Annotated in this window: 16 protein-coding genes; 8 read left to right on the forward strand and 8 right to left on the reverse strand. The window is 69.7% G+C overall.

Features of this window, described 5'->3' with window-relative positions; all coding sequences use genetic code 11:
* Nucleotides 1–8 precede the first annotated feature (8 nt).
* Complete coding sequence (locus ABZ552_RS02160; protein ID WP_281876477.1) at nucleotides 9–860, reverse strand: helix-turn-helix transcriptional regulator; 852 nt, start codon at nucleotides 858–860, stop codon at nucleotides 9–11.
* Between the two features lie 133 nt (nucleotides 861–993).
* Here ABZ552_RS02160 and ABZ552_RS02165 point away from each other — a divergent pair, with 133 nt between their 5' ends.
* Complete coding sequence (locus tag ABZ552_RS02165; protein WP_357435245.1) at nucleotides 994–1,518, forward strand: hypothetical protein; 525 nt, start codon at nucleotides 994–996, stop codon at nucleotides 1,516–1,518.
* On the opposite strand, the gene ABZ552_RS02170 is transcribed toward ABZ552_RS02165, so the two are convergent.
* Complete coding sequence (locus tag ABZ552_RS02170; protein ID WP_281876480.1) at nucleotides 1,487–1,990, reverse strand: DUF4190 domain-containing protein; 504 nt, start codon at nucleotides 1,988–1,990, stop codon at nucleotides 1,487–1,489. The two genes, ABZ552_RS02165 and ABZ552_RS02170, sit on opposite strands and share 32 nt — an antisense overlap.
* A gap of 114 nt (nucleotides 1,991–2,104) precedes the next feature.
* Nucleotides 2,105–2,893: a pirin-like bicupin family protein gene (locus ABZ552_RS02175; protein WP_281876481.1), complete on the reverse strand. Its 789-nt coding sequence runs from the start codon at nucleotides 2,891–2,893 to the stop codon at nucleotides 2,105–2,107.
* A gap of 235 nt (nucleotides 2,894–3,128) precedes the next feature.
* On the opposite strand from ABZ552_RS02175, the gene ABZ552_RS02180 reads away from it, so the two are divergent.
* Nucleotides 3,129–3,593 carry an NUDIX domain-containing protein gene (locus ABZ552_RS02180; protein ID WP_281876482.1) on the forward strand — a complete coding sequence of 155 codons (465 nt, stop codon included), beginning with the start codon at nucleotides 3,129–3,131 and terminating at the stop codon, nucleotides 3,591–3,593.
* A gap of 118 nt (nucleotides 3,594–3,711) precedes the next feature.
* Entirely contained in the window at nucleotides 3,712–5,007 is a 1,296-nt protein-coding gene (locus ABZ552_RS02185; RefSeq protein WP_357435538.1) for a hypothetical protein, read from the forward strand.
* Here the strand turns inward: ABZ552_RS02185 and ABZ552_RS02190 are convergent.
* Entirely contained in the window at nucleotides 5,000–5,473 is a 474-nt protein-coding gene (locus ABZ552_RS02190) for a hypothetical protein (protein WP_281876483.1), read from the reverse strand. The genes ABZ552_RS02185 and ABZ552_RS02190 overlap by 8 nt on opposite strands.
* Before the next feature lie 321 nt (nucleotides 5,474–5,794).
* Here ABZ552_RS02190 and ABZ552_RS02195 point away from each other — a divergent pair, with 321 nt between their 5' ends.
* Nucleotides 5,795–7,390 carry a DUF4185 domain-containing protein gene (locus ABZ552_RS02195; RefSeq protein ID WP_357435539.1) on the forward strand — a complete coding sequence of 532 codons (1,596 nt, stop codon included), beginning with the start codon at nucleotides 5,795–5,797 and terminating at the stop codon, nucleotides 7,388–7,390.
* Here the strand turns inward: ABZ552_RS02195 and ABZ552_RS02200 are convergent.
* The 3 genes from ABZ552_RS02200 to ABZ552_RS02210 are packed head-to-tail and all read right to left on the reverse strand — an operon-like array spanning nucleotide 7,360 to nucleotide 9,680.
* Nucleotides 7,360–8,217, reverse strand: coding sequence for a biotin-dependent carboxyltransferase family protein (locus tag ABZ552_RS02200; protein ID WP_357435248.1), 858 nt, complete (start codon nucleotides 8,215–8,217; stop codon nucleotides 7,360–7,362). The genes ABZ552_RS02195 and ABZ552_RS02200 overlap by 31 nt on opposite strands.
* Nucleotides 8,214–8,915 carry an allophanate hydrolase subunit 1 gene (locus ABZ552_RS02205; protein WP_357435250.1) on the reverse strand — a complete coding sequence of 234 codons (702 nt, stop codon included), beginning with the start codon at nucleotides 8,913–8,915 and terminating at the stop codon, nucleotides 8,214–8,216. Before ABZ552_RS02205 ends, ABZ552_RS02200 begins: the two co-directional genes overlap by 4 nt.
* 9 nt (nucleotides 8,916–8,924) lie before the next feature.
* Nucleotides 8,925–9,680, reverse strand: a complete 756-nt coding sequence (locus ABZ552_RS02210; RefSeq protein WP_357435252.1) for a 5-oxoprolinase subunit PxpA — start codon at nucleotides 9,678–9,680, stop codon at nucleotides 8,925–8,927.
* A 142-nt stretch (nucleotides 9,681–9,822) separates the two neighbouring features.
* Between ABZ552_RS02210 and ABZ552_RS02215 the strand changes: the two genes are divergently transcribed.
* Nucleotides 9,823–10,638 (forward strand): hypothetical protein, encoded by an 816-nt coding sequence (locus ABZ552_RS02215; protein WP_357435253.1) that lies wholly within the window; start codon nucleotides 9,823–9,825, stop codon nucleotides 10,636–10,638.
* Nucleotides 10,639–10,643: 5 nt separating this feature from the next.
* Here ABZ552_RS02215 and ABZ552_RS02220 read toward each other — a convergent pair whose 3' ends face one another.
* The gene (locus ABZ552_RS02220; RefSeq protein WP_281876488.1) at nucleotides 10,644–12,104 is read right to left on the reverse strand and encodes a CCA tRNA nucleotidyltransferase; all 1,461 of its coding nucleotides are present in this window, start codon (nucleotides 12,102–12,104) and stop codon (nucleotides 10,644–10,646) included.
* Between the two features lie 324 nt (nucleotides 12,105–12,428).
* Here ABZ552_RS02220 and ABZ552_RS02225 point away from each other — a divergent pair, with 324 nt between their 5' ends.
* From ABZ552_RS02225 to ABZ552_RS02235, 3 genes are all read left to right on the forward strand, one after another.
* Nucleotides 12,429–12,965, forward strand: coding sequence for an NUDIX hydrolase (locus tag ABZ552_RS02225; RefSeq protein ID WP_281876490.1), 537 nt, complete (start codon nucleotides 12,429–12,431; stop codon nucleotides 12,963–12,965).
* Entirely contained in the window at nucleotides 12,962–15,550 is a 2,589-nt protein-coding gene (locus ABZ552_RS02230; protein ID WP_281876491.1) for a DUF6049 family protein, read from the forward strand. The genes ABZ552_RS02225 and ABZ552_RS02230 overlap by 4 nt, the downstream gene beginning before the upstream one ends.
* A 793-nt stretch (nucleotides 15,551–16,343) precedes the next feature.
* Complete coding sequence (locus tag ABZ552_RS02235) at nucleotides 16,344–20,210, forward strand: lipid II flippase MurJ (protein ID WP_281876492.1); 3,867 nt, start codon at nucleotides 16,344–16,346, stop codon at nucleotides 20,208–20,210.
* Nucleotides 20,211–20,332 lie beyond the last annotated feature (122 nt).

Consider the following 20,332-nt stretch of genomic DNA (forward strand, 5'->3'; position numbering starts at 1 on the left):
GCAGGATTTTACACGCGGGAATAGTGCCTGATCAGGGCCAATGACTCCGCTCGCGACAGCGATTGCTCGACCGCGCGCAGGTACGCGAAGCGCAGATCGCGGACCAGATCCGGGTCCTCGACGGCCCCGCCGAAGACCGCGCTCTCCACCCAGCCGAAAGTGGGCAGCTGTTCACCGGCGAAGTCGATGAGGTGGAAACTGGAGCCGCCCAGCACCGCGCCCGCGGTGGCCGCGAACGGGATGACGCGCACCTCGACGGTGTCCAGTTCCTCGATCAACTCGGCCAGATAGGTCAACTGCCCGCTCAGCACGTCCGGCCCGCCGGTCTGCTGCAGCAGCGTGCCCTCACCGAAGACCGCGGTGAGTTCCACCGGGTCCGCGCCGCGCAACCGCTCCTGGCGCCGCATCCGGATCGCCACCAGCTGCTCGACCTGGACCGGCCGGATCATCACGTCGGCGCTGATCAACGCGCGGGCGTAGTCCTCGGTCTGTAGCAGGCCCGGTATCACGAGGCTGTCGTAGCTGCGGATGCTCTGCGCGCCGTATTCCATGCCGTAGAGGCGCTGCAGTTCCGGGCCGATCAATGCCGAGGACTTCGCCCACCATCCGCGCTGCTTACTGGCCTCCAGCAGGGCCAGCAGCTCCGCGCGTTCCTCGGGTTCCACGTCGAGCAGTTCGAGCACCGGGCCGATGGTCTTGGTGGTGAGCACCCGGCGGCCCTTCTCCACGTGTGACCAGTTGGCCGGGGTGAAGCCCACTCGCCTGGCGAAGCCCGCGGAGTCGAACCCCCGCTGTTCGCGCAGTTCACGCAGCCGAAGCACCAGCTCCCAGCGGGCAACGGTGGGGGACACGGGTGCCATGTGCAGGATGCTACGCCCACCCTTCCGCACGCTGTGAGTGACTATTGTCAAGCTACTTGACCAGGACTAGGGTCGAGACAGCGATCGATTCTTCCGAGCACGCGTCCACCACAGCGAGGCGAGGTTGTTCGTCATGAGTACATCGCGCATCGAATCGGCCAGGCATCTCGCGTCCACGGACTTCCCCTCGATCCAGGACGCGTTCGCTCGCTGCCGTCACTATCGCGAGAGCAACGGCCTATACGGTCTCGTGGACCCGATCCTGGGCCGCATCATGCTGGAGGTCGGCGCGGTCGGCGCGGTCGTGATGCCCGCGGAAGTCGGCAGGCGCGTACGCGAGCGCCTGACCGCAGGCTCCGAGCCTCGGCCGGGGCCGATCATCGCGCATCCGCGCGCGGATCGCTGGACCTTCCTGACCGGCCCCACTGACAACTCGTACCTGGACACCGGACTGTTCGCCGACCTGTTCCGGGTCTGCGCCTCGATCGCCCTGCCCGGCAGCCACATCGTGCTGCCGTCACCCACCGACGAGCACGGCGGCTACCGCACCTGGGTCGTGGCGCCCGAGGGGGACTTCCGCCGCGAATTCGCCGAGGTGATCGCCGCGACCCGGGTGTGCGCCGCCGCTAACGGGGCGTCGGAGCGGGCGCCGGAGTGAGCGTGATGCTGTATTTGTCCTGCAGCTTCTCGTTCCAGTCGCGCTCGCACTGCTCGATCTTGGACTGGTCGTTGCCCGCTTTGTTCACGCAGTCCACGAAGTCCTTGCCGCCCGAGTCGACGAAGAAGTTGTAACCCACAATGGTGAGCAGGACGGCTCCCACGATGCCCAGCACGCCGAGGACGACACCGGTGATCGCCATGCCCATGCCCCCGGCGGTGCCCGCGCGGGCCTTGAACACCGCGACGATGCCGAGGATGACGGCGAAGATACCGCAGACGTAGCCGCCGATGATCGTCCAGAAGAACAGCAGCGCGAGGATGCCGAGCACCAGCGCGGTGATCGCCAGGCCCCGCCCCTTCGGCGATTCCTGCCAATAGGTGGGCTGGCCCGGGTACTGGCCGCCGGGCGGCGGGGGGTATTGACCCGGCGGCGGGTACTGGCCGGGCGGCGGGGGCGGATATTGCGACATGGACTTCCTCTCCGTCGGTGCCTCGCGATGCTCGGTCCGGACGAGGCGGTCCGAGGGTGCGCGGCGGTCGCCTACTGATCGCCCGCCCAACGGACGGATGTTAATGCGAACCGGCTACTGGGCGCCCAGCCGCGCGTGCATCTCCCACACCAGGATTTCCGAAGGTTGCCGCGCCACCACGCGTTGGCCGCCCGACCTGGTCAAACGCACCGCGTCGCCCTCGTAGAGCGGGCCCACTCCCTCCATGTCCACCTCACCGCGCGCGACGAACAAGTGCAGGTACGGCGCGTCGGGCAGGTCGACCACCTGCTCGGCGCCCGGCTCCGCGCTCGCCATGCGCGCCACATGCAGCGCCGAATGGCTGCTGTTGATGGCGATGGCGGTCCGATCGCGGTAGCGGGGCAGCCCCGAGGCGACCGTGACCAGACCTCCTCCCGCGAGTTCGTCGTCGATCTCCAGCTGCTCGTAGCCCGGGGTCAGCCCCGGTTCGTCGGGCACGACCCACATCTGCACGAAATGCACGGGATCCTCGTGCTCGGCGAGGTGGCCGTCCAGGCGCCACGAGTCGTTCTTCTCCGAATGCAGGATGCCGGTGCCCGCGCTCATGCGCTGGGCCAGACCGGGATAGATGACACCGCTGTGGCCCAGCGAATCCTGATGGACCAGACTGCCGCCGAGGACCCAGGTGACGATCTCCATGTCGCGGTGCGGATGGGTGTCGAAGCCCTGGCCGGGGGAGACGATGTCCTCGTTGTTGACCAGCAGCAGGCCGTGGTGGGTGTTGTCGGGATCGTAATGTTCCCCGAAGGAGAACGAATGCTTCGAATCCAGCCAGGAGACCCGCGTCTTCATGCGGTCGCCACCACGGTGGACATCGATGTGTGGTGTCGTGAGTGTGGACATCATGGTCCTCCTCTCGGGACCGTGCACCGATCGCCATTCAGGGTAGGAGCACTTCCGCCGTGGTACTCCGCATTCCTAGTAAATTGTGCCGCACTCGGCATTTTACGCGAGCGACCGGAAGGTGAACGGGAGGCGAGCAGAACCAACCGGTACGTCGAAACGTCGGGCCACCTCGTCGGATATCGCGGCCCGGCCCCGATTGCCCAGCGCCACAACGCCAACCGGAGGTAACGACGTGCTGGACCCCGATGACCTCGCCCGGCTGGAGCAGCAACTCCGCAGCGAAGCGCGCCGTGACGGCATCGCGCATTTCGTGATCGGCGTCGCCGTGTTCCGCGAGGGCCGGCTTCTGGTGGTGCGACGGGTTGCCGACGACTATCACGGCGGCATGTACGAACTGCCCGGCGGGGGCGTCGAATCGGGGGAGACATTCGCCGAGTGCGTCGAGCGGGAATTGCTGGAGGAAACAGGGCTGCGGCTGCGCGCCGTCGTCGACTTCCTCGGTGGATTCGATTACGCCACGCGGACCAAGGCGAAAGTGCGGAAATACACCTTCGTCGCGGAGGCCGAATCGGGCGATGTCACCCTCGCCCCGGGCGAGCACGACGCGTTCGCCTGGATCGACGCCGGTGCGCTCGACGAACTGCCGATGGCGCCGGATATGCGAGCGACGGTGAGCGCGCTGGTCGACCGGGTCTGACGCGCGGCGCTGGGCCGACGCGCGAGCATGCGACATCGTCGGCGTACGCAGTAGTCTCGCGGACGTGTCGACTGGTCACGCCGAAGGCCTCACTCCCGCGGAGCAGCGGCCGGAGGGACTGCTCGCCACACTTCGGCAGAGCCCAGGCGTGGCGCGGCTGGCCGTGGTGCGTTTCGCCGGGCAGTTCGGCGACGGGATGTTCCAGGCGGCGTTGTCGGGCGCGATCCTGTTCAACCCGGAGCGGCAGACCGATCCGCTGGCCATCGCCGCGGGCTTCGCGGTACTGCTGCTGCCGTATTCGCTGATCGGGCCGTACGCGGGCGCACTGCTGGATCGCTGGGACCGGCGCGCCGTGCTGCTGGTGGCCAACGTGCTGCGCGCCGCACTGATCGCGCTGGTCAGCGTCGGGCTGCTGGCCGGAGTCGGCGAGACGCCGCTGCTGTTGCTGGCTCTGGCGGTGGTGGGTGTCAGCAGATTCGTCCTGGCAGGCGTCTCGGCCGCCCTGCCGCGGGTGCTGGCGCAGGCATGGCTGGTGCCGATGAACTCGGTGCTGGCCACGGTCGCCTCCGGGTGCGCGGGTGCGGGTGCGGCCATCGCGGTGGGCGTGATCGGTCTGATCGGAGCGGGAGACTTCGCCTCGGCGGTCGCGGTCGCGATCAGCGGCGCCGGGTCGTTGCTCGGCGCGGCGCTGGCGGCGGGGTTCCGGCGGCGCGTGCTCGGCCCGGCGTCCGGCGCGGCGGTGGGCGAGAACACAGTGCACGCGATCGCTACCGGTCTGCGTACCGGCGCCACGGCGGTGTGGGAGTCGCGGGCGGTCACGACGGCGATGCTCGGCATCGGCACGCACCGGATCGTCTTCGGCGTGAATACGCTGATCATGGTGCTGGTCCTGCGCCAGACCCCGGTGGACGGCACCGGGCTCAGTGGCGGACTGGTCGGTTTCGGCGTCGCGATCGGCGCCACCGCAGGGGGCATGCTGGTGGCCGCCGTAGTCGCGCCGCTGCTCATTCTCCGGCTGGGGCGGGCACGCACCGTGGTCGCCGGGCTGATCACCGCGATGCTGGTGCAACTGACCCTGGTCACGCCGATCGCGTTCGCCGACGCGGGCGCCGCGGTGCAGCGTGCGCACGAACTGCTCTTGGCCGGCGCCTTTCTGCTGGGCCTGGCCGGGCAGACGATCAAGCTGGCCGGTGACGCGACCATGCAGATCGACATCGATGACGCTCGCCGGGGCCAGGTCTTCGCCTTGCAGGACACCGTTTTCAACATCACGTTCGTGCTGGCGATCGCGGCCGCGGCCGTGATCATTCCGGACGACGGCAGATCCGCGGCGGTGGTGCTGTCGGGGGCCGCCATCTACGCGGCGGGCATCGCGGCCATCGCGGTGAACAAGCGCCGCCGCGCGGTCAGCTGAGAAACAAATCGTCGCCTGGGTCGCGGCGGGCGCGGTTGAGCCAGTGCGCGAGATGCTCGGGCAGCGCACCGGCGCCGGCATCCTCGGGACCCGGCTGCGACTCCGATAGTCGCTGGTCGCCCAACAGGCGATCCGGTGCGTCCGCGTCTGTGCGCACGATCCAGTCCAGCGGCTCACTCGCCGCGTCCGCGGGCAGACCGGTGATCTCGTGGTTCCACGTCCCGAGGCCGGTGGGATCGGTGAAGAAATGGTCGGGCACGCCGTCGTCGTCGAGATCCAGCGCCGCGACCTCGGCCCGGCCCGCACCGGCCGGATCCCACAGCGCGTCGTCGGCGATGCCGTCCCCGTCGAAGTCCAGCCGCACCGCGTCGGCCGCGCCGGTGCTGCCGAGTTCCAGGTCGGCCTCGCTGGTCCAGACGTGCACGCAGCCGTCACCGGTACCGAACACGTACTCGATCTCGTCCATATTCCCTTGGACGCACGCGCCACGGCCCCGGTTCCATTACGCAGGCTTTTTTCGATTCGCCGTCCCCCGTTCGCGGCGGTTGTTCCGGTAAGTTGACCTGTCAGCGGCCGACCGACAGGAGTCGATACGACATGGGTTTTCCGGTGCACAACCCCGATGCGGTACGAGAACTGCTGGGCGCGTGGGAAACTCGGTCCGCCGCCGCGCACCCGATCGCTTGACGACCGCGGCCGGGCCGACCTGATGCGCACCTCCGCGATCACCTCCCCTCGTGCACCGGCTCTGTTCGGCGCACTGCTCATCGGCGCGCTCACCGTGCCGATGCCGACCGCGCAAGCCGCGCCGTTCCCGTGGGCGCCGCCGCCGGTGAACACCTGCGGCGAAGTCGGATTCGACCCGCTCAACCGCGAACCCGATCCGGCGCAGCCGCCACCGCCTCCGTTGCCCCCGCAGATCGACATCCCCGTCCCGATCCCGGAACTCACTCCCGTTCCGGTGCCCGACCCGCCGCAGGACAACACACGGATCGTTCCCGATCCGCTGCCGGAGAATCCGTGCGACAACCCATGCCCGGATATCAGGGACTATCCCGAGCACCCCGGAACCGATCCGGCTCCCAGCCCGACGCCCGAGACCGGCACCGATGAGGGGACCGGTTCCTCCGGCTCGGCCTCGGGCTCCGGTTCGGGCAGCGCTTCCGGGTCCGGGTCCGGCAGCGGCTCGGGTTCCGGTGCGCCCGTCAAACTTCCGCGCGTCGAGTTCAAACCGGAGATCGAGCCGATTCCGGTCCCCGTGCCCGGCGGTCCCAGCGAGGAGCCGCAACCCGCCCCACCGCCGGTGGTGCATCCGGCCGAACCGGGACCGCTCACGGCTCCGGTGGCCGCGCCCGCGGTGGAGTCGGTTCGGCTGGTCGGGCAGGTGACCGGGCACGGCTCGGAGAACCGGACCGACATGCGCTGGCAGGTCGACGGCACCGATCTCGGGTTGATGTGGGAAACGGCGCCCGGTGAGGTCGCCGTCGTCTTCGGCGACACTTTCGGCAAAGGCTGGGGCGTCGGCGGCGCGGGTAACGACGACCAGGACTGGCGCAGCAACGTCATCGGTTTCAGCACCGACCACGACCTGTCCGACGGCCTGACGCTGGACACCTTCGCCCAGGACAGTCGCTGCCACGCCGCGGAGATCCTGGGTAGCCGCAAGATCAAGAACTGGGAGACCACCACCATCCCGACCTCCGGGTTCGCCGTCGGCGACCGGCAGTACCTCAGCTACATGTCGGTGAACAGGTGGAGCCGCATCCCGGGCCTGTGGTGGACCAATTACGGCGGCATCGCCTACTCCGACGACCTCGGGCGTACCTGGCGCAAAGACCAGCACGCCAAGTGGGAGAACCTGTTCGGTCTGGGCAAGTTCCAGGTCGCGGCGATGGTGCCGCAGGGCGGGTACGTCTACATGTTCGGCACACCCAACGGACGCATCGGCACGATCGCACTGGCCCGCGTGCCCCAGCCGCAGATCCTCAACAAGTCCGCCTACCAATATTGGGTGGGCGGCACCTGGGCGCCCGCCGCCGAGAACCAGGCCACCCCGTTGGTGCTCGGCATGGCCAGTGAGCTCTCGGTGCGCTACGACCGGTCGACCGGACAGTGGCAGATGGTCTACCTTGATTCGGCGCGGGGCGCGATCGTGCTGCGTACCGCGGCGAGTCCGCAGGGCGCGTGGACGGAAGCGATCCCGCTGGTGTCCACCGCCGACTACCCGAAGTCCTACGGCGGGTTCATCCATCCGTGGTCGACCGGCGAAGATCTGTACTTCATGCTCTCGGCATGGGACACCTACAACGTGTACCTCATGCACGCCCGGCTGATGCCGAGCACGACCCAGGGTCAGCCCGCGCGCACGAACCGCACCGGCTGACCGGGCCGGATCTGCGCGATCGCGTCGACGTCGGCGTCGACCACCACCGCGACTACCGGATAGCCGCCCGTGACCGGGTGATCGGCGAGGAACACGACCGGCTGTCCGCTCGGCGGCACCTGGATCGAGCCGAGCGCCATGCCTTCCGTCGGCAGTTCGCGAGTGACCTTGCGGACCAATGGCGGTCCGGTGCGGCGGGCCAATCGGGCGCCCACCCGGTCGGTGTCGGCGGAGATCTCCCACTCGCCCTCGAACAGGACCGCGGCGTCGGTGAACCAGTCGTCGCGCGGACCGGGCACAGCTCGCACGGTGACGACATCGGCGGGCAGCTCCGCGACCGGGGCGACGTCCACGACCGGGATCGTGTGCGGAGAAGGCCCGACCGGGAGGCGATCGCCCTTCGCCAAAGGCTCCGGCCCCAGGCCCGACATGGTGTCGCGGCTCCGGGAGCCGAGCGTCTCCGGAACGGAGATGCCGCCGCGCACCGCGACGTAACTGCGCAGTCCGACGGAGGCGTAGCCGAGCCGGAGTTCCTGCCCGGGTTCGAGTTCCAGCACGCTGGCGTGACCCACCGGTCTGCCGTCCACGGTCACGGGTGCCGGCGCGCCGGTGACCGCCAGCATGACGTGCTCCTCCGCGTGCAGCGCGAAGCCTCCGAGCAGCACTTCGACGGCCGCATGCCCTTCCGGGTTGCCGACCAGGCGATTGGCCAGCCGCAGCGACCCGCGGTCGGCCGCTCCCGCGACGCCGACACCGGAATCGAACCATCCTGGCCGTCCGAGATCCTGGATGGTGGCGAGTGGTCCCACCTTCTCCACGACGATCATCGGCCGTCTCCCGCATCGATGAATCGCACCGCGGCGCCCGCGCGGATCAGCGCGGGCGGGTCGCGCTCGACATCCCACATCTCGAGGTCGGTGCTGCCGATCAGCTGCCATCCACCGGGTGTGCTGCGTGGGTACACGGCGCTGTATCCACCGGCGAGCGCGACCGCACCCGCCGGAATCGACGTGCGGGCCTGGGCTCTCCGGGGCACCGACAACCGGCCGTCGGGCGATTCCAGGTAGCCGAAGCCCGGCGCGAATCCGACGAAAGCACACCGCCACACCGTGCCGGTGTGCGCGGCGATCACCTCCGCGGGCGTGACCTCCAGCATCCGAGCCACCTCGTCGAGGTCGGCGCCGTCGTAGCGCACCGGAATCGACACCGGTTCGCCGTGGAAGGCGCTGTCCGGCAATGTTCCACGGGAAACAGGCCGTTCGGCGTGCAGGTCGACCAGCAGCGTCGTCAGCGCCCGGCGGACCGCTTCCGCCGCGCCGGGAGCATCGAGCGTCAGGAGTACCGTTTCCGCGGCGGGCAGCAGGTCCTGCACGCCGGGTACCGGACGATCCCGTAGCGCCGCCACAAGTTTCGCGACCATGTCCCGTCGCTGCGGAGTGATCAACAGCGCCCGATCGCCCGCCGCGCGGATCGCCTCCTCGGCCGCTTGCCGCTGCGCGTGCGTCACCGCGTCTTTCGTCCGCATGTCCCTGCCTCAGCCGAACGGCTCCACCGGCACGCCGACTTCGTCCAGCGCGGTGCGGATGTGCCGGGCCATCTGCACCGCCGCCGGTGAATCACCATGCACACAGATGCTCGCCGCACGCACGGCGACCTCACCGGAGCCGTCCGCCGTCCGCGCGGCCCCGGACTTGGCGATCGAAATCGCCTGGGCGACCGCCTCCTCCGGCGCCAATACCGCCCCTGGCGTGCCGCGCGGAGCCAGCGACCCGTCCAGGGTGTAGGCACGGTCGGCGAAGCCTTCCCCGACGAAGCGCACTCCGGTGGCCTGCGCCGCCGACTCCAGCTCGGTGCCGGCCGGGCCGAGCAGGGCCAGCCGCGGGTCGTACTCGGTGATCGCGGCCAATACCGCGTCGGCCAGGCTCCTATCGCGCGCGGCCGAGTGGTACAGCGCGCCATGTGGTTTCACGTAGCGCACCCGATCCCCGGCGGCTTTCGCGAAAGCGTCCAGGCCGCCGATCTGATACAGCACCTCGTCGCGCAGTTCGCCGGGCGCCACAGCGATCTCCCGCCTACCGAAACCGGCCAGATCGCGATACCCGACGTGGGCGCCGATCCGCACGCCCTTCGCCACCGCGAGCGCGCAGGTCCTGCGCATGATCGCCGGGTCGCCCGCGTGGAAGCCGCAGGCGATGTTCGCACTGGTGACGATGTCGAGCATGGCGGCGTCGTCGCCCATCGTCCACGGCCCGAATCCCTCGCCGAGGTCACTGTTCAGATCCAGCGCCATGTGCGTCCTCCCAGCGGTGTGTGACAGCCGGCCTTCCGATTCTCCTGCCCGAGCCTTCACCTGGGCAAGGACGTCCGCTCCGCGCGACCTGGGTCACAGCGCGCGGGCTCGGGCGCCCGCGCCAAGTACGCTCGATCCAATCATGGCCACGTATTTCGATCCGAAGTCCTGGTCGCCGTTGCGCGCCGTCGATCTCGGAAAGCGCCTGTTCGATCAATCCTGGCTGGAGCAGTGGGTCGCGCTCAGCACGGCTTGGATGGATCCGGTCGCCGACCTCGGCGCAGGCACCGTCACGGCGCTGCTGCCGGACGTGCTGATGACCATGCTCAGCGAGGGCATCCTGAGCCGGTTCGGCGGGCAGGAGGTCAGCGCGACCCTGCTCGGTCATGACCTGCATGCCACCTTGCAGGTGCTGAAAGTGCGCCGCCGCGGCGCGCACTTCCAGACCAAGACGGTGCTGTCGCGGCTGCGCTGGGACGATCACCCGATCGAGTCCGTGACGGTGATCGCCCACGGCGTCCGCCTGATACCGGGCGTGCCGACCAAGGTGCGCACCGCACGGCTCGATCTCATCGGCACCGTCACCACGGCGGCGCTGGTCGGGTGGCTCAACACCCAGCCGCTGGACTGGGACCTCGACGTGCACCCGAGCGGGCTGATCCGGGCCAGGCACCGCCGCCGGCTGGTCACCGCCCTGGTGGAGGCGTCCGTCACGGACAACCGGCTGGACATCGCGATCCGCCGGGTGACCTGGTTCGGCGTCCGCATTCCGCGACGAATGATCGACGTTCCCGCCGTACCGCTCGAGCACCTGCCCAAGGACGCGCGGATCGTGCGCGCCGTGCGGGAGGGCGACCTCATCCGTTTCCGCGTCGAACTGCCGGAGATCGCCGGGTCGTTCGACCTGGCCCAGATGCGCTCGGCGATCCTGGCCGGCACCACCCTGATCGTCTTCTGACCCGATCAGCTCTGCGTCTTCCACCATTCCAGTAGCGCGGCCTCAGCCTCGTCCCGGCTGAGCGGGCCGTGGTCGAGACGCAGCTCCTTCAGGTGGCGCCACGCCCGCCCCACGTCGGGTCCCGGAGACAGACCGAGCAGTTCCATGATCGCGTTGCCGTCCAGATCCGGGCGGACCTTGGCCAGGTCTTCCTGCTCACGCAACCGTTCGATCCGCGCCTCGAGCTCGTCGTAGGTGGCGCGCAACGCGGCGGCCCGGCGCTTGTTGCGGGTGGTGCAGTCGGCGCGGACGAGTTTGTGCAGGCGGGGAAGCAGGTCGGCGGCATCGGTGACGTAACGGCGGACCGCGGAGTCGGTCCACTGGCCTTTGCCGTAACCGTGGAAGCGAAGGTGCAGGAACACCAGCCGGGCGACGTCCTCGGTGAACTGCTTCGGGTACTTCAGCGCCCGCATCCGTTTGCGCACCATCTTCGCGCCGACCACCTCGTGGTGGTGGAAGCTGACGCCGCCGCCCGGCTCGTTGCGCTTGGTGTCGGGCTTGCCGATGTCGTGTAGCAGCGCGGCCCAGCGCAGTACCAGGTCGGGGTCGCCGTCCTCCTGGTCGATCGCCTGCTCGAGCACGGTGAGCGAATGCCAGTAGACGTCCTTGTGCTGGTGGTGCTCGTCGATCTCCAGTTTCATCGCGGGCACCTCGGGCAGCACCCGCTGCGCCAGCCCGGTCTCGCACATGACGTTGATGCCGTCGATCGGGTGCGCGCCCCCGATGAGCTTGTCGAGTTCCACCCGCACCCGCTCGGCGGTGATGCGGTCGATCTGGTCGGCCATCGCGGTGATCGCGGCCCGCACCCGCGGATGCGGCTCGAACCCCAGCTGGGAGACGAACCGCGCGGCGCGCAGCATGCGCAGCGGATCGTCGTTGAACGAATCCTCCGGCGCGGCAGGCGTGTCCAGCACGCCGTCGAGCAGGGCGGTCATGCCGTCGAGCGGATCGATGAACTCGAGCGCGCCGTCCGCACCGATCTTCACGGCCATCGCGTTCACGGTGAAGTCGCGCCGCACCAGGTCTTCGTCGAGCGAGTCGCCGAAGGTCACCTGGGGGTTGCGGGACACCCGGTCGTAGCTATCCGCGCGGAAGGTGGTGATCTCCAGCTGCTGCCCGTCCTTGGCCGCGCTGACCGTGCCGAACGCCAGACCGCCGGTGTCCCACAGATGGTCGGCCCACCCGCGCAGGATGTCCTGCACCGCCTCCGGCCGCGCGTCGGTGGTGAAATCCAGATCGGTCCCCAACCGGCCGAGCACCGCGTCCCGCACGCTCCCGCCGACCAGGTACAGCTCGTGCCCCCGCGCCGCGAACATCTCGCCGAGCGGCGTCAGCACATCGGCCAGCCCCCCGAGCGTCACCGCCGCGGCGGCCAGCAGTCGGGTACGTCTATCCAGCGCAGCGTCCTGAGACTTCGGCGAAACCACGAATGAGCAGCTTACCGAGCCACGCCAACGATTATCGCAGCCCAGCCCGCGCAGTAGCCCGGATATATAAGGACACCGACATGAGCCCAGCCAGCGACGTCCGCACAGCGCGCACCATCCCACTCCTGCCGACTACGCAGCCGCCACAACCGCGACCTCAAGAAGCGAGACCGAGCATCCGCCGTTCGCGGCCCGGCTCGCGTCCGAGCGGCCGCCGCGTCCGCGACGCAGTCGCCAGCGGCGGTCGCTCGAACGCGAGCCATGAGGGGGCCGCGAACACCCAGCGCCGCAGGCGCTGGAAAACAAACACAGTAGGATTGCCAGGTGTCTCCGGCCGATCGTGCGAACAGTCGACGCCGCCAGCCTCGGCGCCGCGGTTCGGCCACCAATGCCGCGAAGCCGCGGATGCGCACGGTGCGGGAGACCTCGGCGGGTGGGCTGGTGGTCGACGGCTTGGACGGCCCTGCGGAATCGCGTAGCGCGGCGCTCATCGGGCGCACCGATCGCCGCGGCCGGTTACTGTGGTCGCTGCCCAAAGGACATATCGAAGAAGGTGAGACCGCCGAGCAGACCGCGATCCGCGAGGTCGCCGAGGAGACCGGCATCAACGGTGTCGTGGTCGCCGAACTCGGCAGCATCGATTACTGGTTCGTGACCGATGGTCGGCGGGTACACAAAACGGTGCATCATTATCTGCTGCGTTCGGTCGGTGGCGAACTGTCCGACGCCGACGTGGAAGTGACCCAGGTCGCCTGGGTTCCGTTGAGTGAACTGGATTCTCGGCTGGCCTACGCAGATGAGCGGCGGCTGGCGGAGATGGCGAACAAGCTGATCGACCGGATGGAGACCGGCAAGCGATGACGCGTGGACTGTTCCGGATCTTCGTGGCGGTCCTGACCATCCTCGGCCCGGTGACGACGCTGCCACTGCTCGATTCCGCGTCGGCCGTTGCGCAACCCGCTGGATCCGGCACTTCGACGAATCCCAAATTCTTGAAGTTGTCCCTCGATTCGGTGACGCCGACCACAGTGACCACCAGCAGCGACTCCCAGCTCACGGTGGCGGGGACGGTCACCAACATCGGCGATCGTGTGGTGGACGACGTCAGCATCCGCGTCCAGCGGGCGGCGGCGATCACCGCGCCGGCCGGATTGCGCGCCACGTTGCGCCTCGACGAGGTCAATTACGACGTGAACGGCGAGTTCGAGGACATCGCGCAGCGGCTCAATCCGGGCCAGCGCAAACAGTTCACGCTGAGCATCCCGTTGCGCTCGGAAAGCGGCGCCACGTCGTTGCGCATCACCGAACCCGGCGTCTACCCGCTGCTGCTGAACGTGAACGGCGAACCGGCTTACGGCACGCAGGCCCGGCTCGACGACGCCAGGTTCCTGCTCCCGGTGCTCGGCGTACCGCCCGCCCCTGGCGACGAGGCTCCGCCGGTGCCCGCGCCCACCGACGCACCGGTGGCGACGACGTTGCTGTGGCCGCTGGCCGACCGGCCGCGGCAGGTCGGTGGTCATCCGGGCAGCGTGGACGGCAAGGTGGAACTCACCGACGACGAATTGGCCGCTTCGCTCGGCAAGGGCGGCCGTCTGGATCAACTGCTGGCCGCGCTGGAGGGGACGTTGAACCCGGGCGCGGGCCGCGGCAACGCCGATCTGGCCTCGGCCGTGTGCCTGGCCGTCGACCCCGACCTGCTGCTCACCGTGCGCGCGATGACCAAGGGTTACCGGGTGCTGGCCAGCCCGTCCGATCCCGACGGGGCGACCAGGGCGGGCGCAGGCGCCGAGCAGGCGCAGACCTGGCTGGACCGGTTGCGCGCGCTGGCCGGCTCGATGTGCACCGTCGCGCTGCCGTTCGCGCAGGTCGACCTCACCGCGCTGGCCGCGGTCAACGACCCGGCGCTGTCGGCGCGTGCGATCAACGAACCGGCCGAGATCATCGACTCGATCCTCTCCACCCGGTCGGTGCGCGGGGTCAGCCTGCCGGATTCCGGCAGTATCGACCACGGCGCGGGCGTCCTGTTGCGCAGTCACGGTTTCGGCACCGCCGTGCTCGCCTCGACGGCGGCCGTTGCGCAGGGCAGCGCGGATTGGGCACAGTCCAGTAGTGCGAGCGGCCAGGCCACGACCGGCGCGAACGAGGTCGCCTCCACCGCGGACCCGGCGATCCCGGAAGTGGTGCGGCTGCCCGAGATCACCGCGAGTCAGCCGACCGCACCGGCACCCGCACCACCGGTCACGGGGAATCCGGCGCCGCCCGTCGCGAGTGCGCCCACCCCTGCCGCCGACCCCGCCCTGCATGCGGTGACGTTCGACATCTGGTCGGCGACGGCGCTCGCCGCAGTGGGCTCGAATCCGCCCACCCCGCCGTTCACCCCGTCCCGCGTGCGCTACGACGTCACCAACGACTCGCGCGCGGCACGGTTGCAGGACGCTCTCGGGGCCATCTCCTGGAGCGCGCTGCACCCGGAGACGAACCGGTCGCGGTCGCTGTTGCTCGCCCCTCCGCAGCAGTGGGGTGCGAACCGGGACGAGGCCACCGCCCTGCTGCGCCAAGTCGACCAGCTGTTGCGCGGCAACCTCGCCACCGCGCGTCCGTTTCATGATCTGGTGGCGCTGCCGCCGGACCCCCAGCCCTACGAGCTGGACTATCTGCCGCAGGCGGCGCAGGACGCGGTGCCGGACCGGTTCCTGCCGCCCGTGCGCGACCAGAGCCGTCGGATCACCGAGATGATGCGCGCCCTGGTGGACGTGCCCGAGGCCGAACCGACGCCGCACGATTTCCTGACACCGCTGCGCGACGACCTGCTGCGCGTGCTCAGCCTCTCGGATCGGCGCGCAGGCGACGCCGCGCCGCCGGATACGTTCGCCCAGCGGCGGCTGGACCAGAACACGCGCACGATGGACAAGCTCTATCGCTCGGTTACCGTGCTTCCGCCGGGCGGTGTGTACACGCTCGCGTCCGAGCAGAGCCCCCTGCTGCTGGTCGCCCGCAACGATCTGCCGGTGGCGATCCGGGTCAGATTCCGGATCGAGGCGCCGGCCGAGACGCAGATCACCGATCCCGGCGAGCAGCAGCTCCCGGCGAACGGGTCGCGGTCCTTCCAGATCCCGACGGAGGTCAGCGACAGCCGGAATCTGGTCATCCCGATCTCCCTCACCACACCGGAGGGCGTCGCGCTCGGCAATCCCACCCAGGTCTCGGTGCGTTCGAATGCCTACGGCAAGGCGTTGGCGATAATTACGGGATGCGCCGCACTCCTGCTGCTCCTGCTTGCCGGTCGCCGTTTGTGGCGCCGGTTCCGCGGGCAGCCCGATCCGGCCGACGAGGGCTTCGATCCGGGAACCAGGCGGCGGGTGAACCGATACCGGCGTGCGCGCCTGCGCGTGCTGCGCGCCCAGGAACAAGAGCGCGAGCAGCAGCAGCTGCAGGAGACGCGGTGACGGATCCCGCTTCGACGGGGCCCCGAGAACAGCTGCTACCTGCGTCGATGTGGGGTACCGGGGTGTCGTGTGGCACGGTGGAGGACAATCACAGTGTTCCTGAGCCGGTCCGATCCGGAGGGGGACCATTGACAGAATGTTCGCCGACCATGGCGGACCGTTGCGGCGAGTCGCGGCTCACCGCACCGATGGGGGTGCGGACATCCCGGCTGGTACAGGAGGCATGATGAGCGACGATGACATATCGGCTCATCGCCCTCGACCAAACGACCGACTCGACGGGCCACCGGCTCGTCGAGCGCCGGTCGCTCCTTGGGAACGCGGCCCTGCCCACTCCGAAGCCGAGCAGCCCGGCGTGAACGGCGGCCCCTATCCCGAGGGCCGGCCGCCGCGGGTGCCGCAGGTCAGTCGTCCTCCGGCCGGGCCGCAGCGGCCGGACCAGCGCATGGCTCCGCCGCCTCCTCCTCCCGCCCGGCCCATGCCGCCGGTACCACCACCACCGCGCCCCGGGCCCGTGCCGAACCCGCGGCCGTATCCCGCTCCGCCGCCTGCGGCCGGTCCGGGACAACCGCGGCCGGTTCCTCCTGTGCCCGCTCGTCCGGGCCCCGTGCCTGCCGGTCCGCCGCCAGGCTCCGCCCGGCAGGCGCCGCCGCCTATCGCACCGCGCGGTCCGCAGTCCGGCGCGATTCCGGCCGCGCCGCGTCCACCCCGATCCGGCGCCATACCTGCGGTGCCGCGTCCCCCGCAGTCGGGCCCGATCCCGGCCGCGCCGCGTCCGGCCCGGTCCGGGCCGATGCCGGCCGTCGCGCCGGAATCCGAGCGGGTGCCGCCGCCGCGCTACGCTCCGCCGCAGCCACAGCAGTTCCCGCCGCCCCGCCAACGGCCCGCCGCCCCGGTCCGGCACGAGCCCGCGGAACCGGATCGCCCGCGGACGAGGGAGTGGCCTGCCGCCACCGACACCGCGGAGCCGCCGAAGACGGATGAATCGAAGCAGAGCGCGAGCTCCCGGTTGCTCAGCGACTCGGGATCGATCGCATTCGCGACGCTGATCAGCCGGATCACCGGTTTCGGCAAGCAACTCCTGCTGCTGACCGTGCTCGGCCCGGCCATCGCCAGCGCGTTCACCGTCGCCAGCCAGATTCCGAACATGATCGCGGAACTGGTGCTCGGCGCGGTGCTCACCGCCATCGTGGTACCCACGCTGGTGCGCGCGGAGCAGGAGGATCCGGATCGCGGAGCGGCGTTCGTCCGCCGCCTGGTGACCGCCGCTTTCGTGGTCCTGGCGACGGCCGCGCTGCTGGCGACCGCCGCGGCGCCGGTGCTCACCACGCATGTTTTCCTCTCCGACGACGGCCAGGTCAACACGGCGCTCACCACGGCGCTGGCTTTCCTGCTGTTGCCCGCGATCCTTTTCTATGGCATGTCGGCGCTGCTCACGGCGATCCTGAACACCCGGCAGATGTTCAAGCCCGGCGCGTGGGCGCCGGTGCTGAACAACCTGGTCGTGCTCACCGTGCTCGGCTTGTACGTGCTGATGCCCGGGGAGATCACGCTGGACCCGGTCCGCATGAGCGACCCGAAGCTGTTGGTGCTCGGCGTCGGCGTCACGGTGGGCGTGGTGGTGCAGGCGGTGAGCCTGCTTCCGGCGATCCGGAGGTCGGGCATCGACCTGCGCCCGCTGTGGGGAGTCGACGATCGCCTCAAGCAGTTCGGCGGCATGGGCGCGGCGATCATCCTGTACGTCCTGATCAGCCAGGCGGGCTTCGTCTTCGCCACGCGGATCTCCTCGCACGCGGACGCGGCGGGCCCGGCCATCTACAACAACGCCTGGCTGCTGCTGCAGTTGCCCTACGGCGTGCTCGGGGTCACGGTGCTCACCGCGATCATGCCGCGGCTGAGCCGCAACGCCGCCGCCGACGACACGCCGGCTGTGGTCGACGACCTCTCCGCCGCTACCCGGTTGACCATGATCGCGCTGGTCCCCGTGGTCACCTTCCTCACGCTGGCCGGTCCGCAGGTCGGGCAGGCGCTCTACGGCTACGGCAACTTCGGTTCGGACGCCGAGCGGCTCGGGCTCGCGGTCAGCTGGTCGGCGTTCGCGCTGATCCCGTACTCGTTGGTGCTGATCCACCTGCGGGTGTTCTACGCCAGGGAGCAGGCGTGGATTCCGACTTGGATCATCCTCGGCATCACCGCCGCCAAGATCGTCTTCTCCGCGCTGGCTCCGGTCATCACCGACGCCGAGCACGTGGTGATCGCGCTCGGCGTCGCGAACGGCCTCGGTTTCGCGGTGGGCGCCGTGGTGGGCGGTTTCCTGCTGCACCGCAGTCTCGGGGATCTCCGGATGGCCAATGTCGGCCGCACAGTGACTCGCGTCGTGCTTGCGTCACTCGCGGGCGGCGCGGTGATGTGGATCGTGGACCGGGTACTCGGTCTGGATCGGCTGACCGCGTCCTTCGGCGGCCCCGGGTCCCTGATCCGGGTGGCGATCACCGCGATCGTCATGTTCGCGGTGGCCTTCGGCCTGATGCGACTCGCCGGTATCCCGGAGATCGTCGCCATCACCGTGGCCATCTCGCGGCGCCTCGGCTGGACGCCGCCCGCGCCGGATCTCGATCTGGAGAGCCCGGCCGAGGATCCGTACGTCACGCAGGTACTGCGCAGGCCCGATCCCTACCTGGCATACCCGCGGTTCGATCCGTACATGGATGCCCAGACCATGGTGCTGCCGGTAATCAGACCCGATGCCGTTGACCGCACCGGCATGGGGGAGTTCCCGTACCCTGTTCGGCAGAGAAGCACAAGTGGCGAATTCGCCGGAACCTCGACATACCAGGGCGAAGGAGGACCGAGGGTGAGCGACGACGCGGTGGGCGGCGTCCCGGCCGCCGATTCTTCTGCGACCACGCCCGGCGGATTGTCCACCGATGTACCGCCGACCGCGGGGGAGCAGTCGGATCCCGCGTACGCGAGCAAGCAGCCGGGCACGGCCGCACCGGATCAGGACGCGCCGAGATCGCAGGAGAATCAGCTGCCGCCGCGCGATCCGATGTACGACACCGGGATGATTCCCATCGGCTCGCCGGAGATGCCGCCGATGGGCGGGGAGAACCTGGGCGCCCGGCGGATCCCGCGCGGCCCCAAGCTGATCCCGGGCGCTTCGGTGGCAGGCGGCCGCTATCGCCTGCTGGCCAGCCACGGCGGCGCCCGCGGCTTGAAGTTCTGGCAGGCGCTGGACATCAAACTCGATCGCGAGGTCGCGCTGACCTTCGTCGACGCCGACCAGAAGGCGACGGAGAACTCCGGGCAGGACGGCCCCCAGGCGATCCTGTCCCGGACGCTGCGCCTCGGCCGGATCAACTCGCCCGGCCTGGCCCGCGTCTTGGACGTGGTGCGCGGCAGCTCCGGCGGCATCGTGGTGGCGGAGTGGACGCCGGGCCGTTCGCTGCGCGAGATGGCCGAGACGGTGCCCTCGCCGATCGGCGCGGCGCGCGCCATCCGCGCCCTCGCCTCGGCGGCCGAGCTGGCGCACCGCGGCGGTGGATCGCTGTCCATCGATCATCCCGACCGGGTGCGCATCAGCGCCTCGGGCGATGCGGTGCTCGCCTTCCCCGGCACGCTGTCGGACTCGGACGCGCAATCCGACGTGCGTGGCCTCGGTGCGATGCTCTACGCGCTCATCACCGCCCGCTGGCCGATCCGCTCGGGCGGCGTCACCGGCACCGCCGCGACGGTCGGCGGACTTCGGCTGGCGGACTTCGGCCCGGACGGAACTCCGGTGGAGCCGCGCCAGATCCGTCCCGAGGTGCCGTTCGAGATCTCCGCGGTCGCCGTGCGCTCGCTGGAGTCGAACAAGGGCGTGCGGACGGCGGCGACGGTGCAGCACGTGCTGGAGCAGGCGTCGGTAGTCGATCAGAAGACCGATTTCATCCCGGTGCTGCGCCTGGGCCAGCGGGCGCCCGCGAATATGGACGACTCGCTCGCCGATCCGGAACTGCTCGCGGCCGAACGCGAACGCTCGCAGCGAATGATGTGGATCATGGTCGGCCTCGGCATTCTCGCCGCGCTGGTGGTCGGCATCGTGATCTGGTGGATGGTCAGCGTGTTCGCGCCGACCGCTTCCGAGGCTCCGCTCAACGAGCAGCGCAATATCGGCCTGACCACGAACAACCAGCCGGTGCCGACACCCGCCGCCGCTGGCCCGAACCTGACCTCGACCGGTGCGCCGGTCCCGGTGACAGGTGTGTCGGTGTTCTCGCCGGAGGGCACCGCCGACGGCGTCGCCAACGTCCAGGCGGTGCTGGACAACGATCCGGGCACCCAGTGGCGCACCGATCAGTACTTCCAGCAGTTCCCGGCGCTCAAGAAGGGCGTCGGGCTGCTCGCCACGCTGCCTGCCCCGGCCAAGCTCACGAACGTCTCGATCAACTCGCCCAGCGCGGGCACGTCGGTGGAGATCCGCACCTCGCCCACCGGCTCGCCGACGCTGGATCAGACCCAGCTGATCGGTTCCGCCCGGCTCGACGACGGTGTCACCGACATCCCGGTGCGTGCCGACCAGGCCGCCCGCTACGTGCTGGTCTGGATCACCGGACTGGGGAATTCCGGAGGACAGTTCCAGACCGCAATTTCCGATATCCGTTTCGACGTCGCGCCGTAGCCGGCCTTCCCGCCGCGCTGTCGTTCGCGCGGATTCGTAGCGCACGTCGAGCATCGCATTGCTCCGTACCGGCTCGACACTTGGTTGCTGCCAAAACGTTACGGACGATATGATCTTCGGGC

It is taken from the genome of Nocardia sp. NPDC019219 (assembly GCF_040632645.1).
Classification (GTDB): Bacteria; Actinomycetota; Actinomycetes; order Mycobacteriales; family Mycobacteriaceae; genus Nocardia; species Nocardia sputorum.

What these genes read in the sequence shown, in the direction of transcription:
- ABZ552_RS02160 (WP_281876477.1), bottom strand. Translation starts at nt 860, where the DNA reads ATGGCACCCGTGTCCCCCACCGTTGCCCGCTGGGAGCTGGTGCTTCGG.
- ABZ552_RS02165 (WP_357435245.1), top strand. Translation starts at nt 994, where the DNA reads ATGAGTACATCGCGCATCGAATCGGCCAGGCATCTCGCGTCCACGGAC.
- ABZ552_RS02170 (WP_281876480.1), bottom strand. Translation starts at nt 1,990, where the DNA reads ATGTCGCAATATCCGCCCCCGCCGCCCGGCCAGTACCCGCCGCCGGGT.
- ABZ552_RS02175 (WP_281876481.1), bottom strand. Translation starts at nt 2,893, where the DNA reads ATGTCCACACTCACGACACCACACATCGATGTCCACCGTGGTGGCGAC.
- ABZ552_RS02190 (WP_281876483.1), bottom strand. Translation starts at nt 5,473, where the DNA reads ATGGACGAGATCGAGTACGTGTTCGGTACCGGTGACGGCTGCGTGCAC.
- ABZ552_RS02195 (WP_357435539.1), top strand. Translation starts at nt 5,795, where the DNA reads ATGCCGACCGCGCAAGCCGCGCCGTTCCCGTGGGCGCCGCCGCCGGTG.
- ABZ552_RS02200 (WP_357435248.1), bottom strand. Translation starts at nt 8,217, where the DNA reads ATGATCGTCGTGGAGAAGGTGGGACCACTCGCCACCATCCAGGATCTC.
- ABZ552_RS02205 (WP_357435250.1), bottom strand. Translation starts at nt 8,915, where the DNA reads ATGCGGACGAAAGACGCGGTGACGCACGCGCAGCGGCAAGCGGCCGAG.
- ABZ552_RS02210 (WP_357435252.1), bottom strand. Translation starts at nt 9,680, where the DNA reads ATGGCGCTGGATCTGAACAGTGACCTCGGCGAGGGATTCGGGCCGTGG.
- ABZ552_RS02215 (WP_357435253.1), top strand. Translation starts at nt 9,823, where the DNA reads ATGGCCACGTATTTCGATCCGAAGTCCTGGTCGCCGTTGCGCGCCGTC.
- ABZ552_RS02230 (WP_281876491.1), top strand. Translation starts at nt 12,962, where the DNA reads ATGACGCGTGGACTGTTCCGGATCTTCGTGGCGGTCCTGACCATCCTC.
- ABZ552_RS02235 (WP_281876492.1), top strand. Translation starts at nt 16,344, where the DNA reads ATGCCGGCCGTCGCGCCGGAATCCGAGCGGGTGCCGCCGCCGCGCTAC.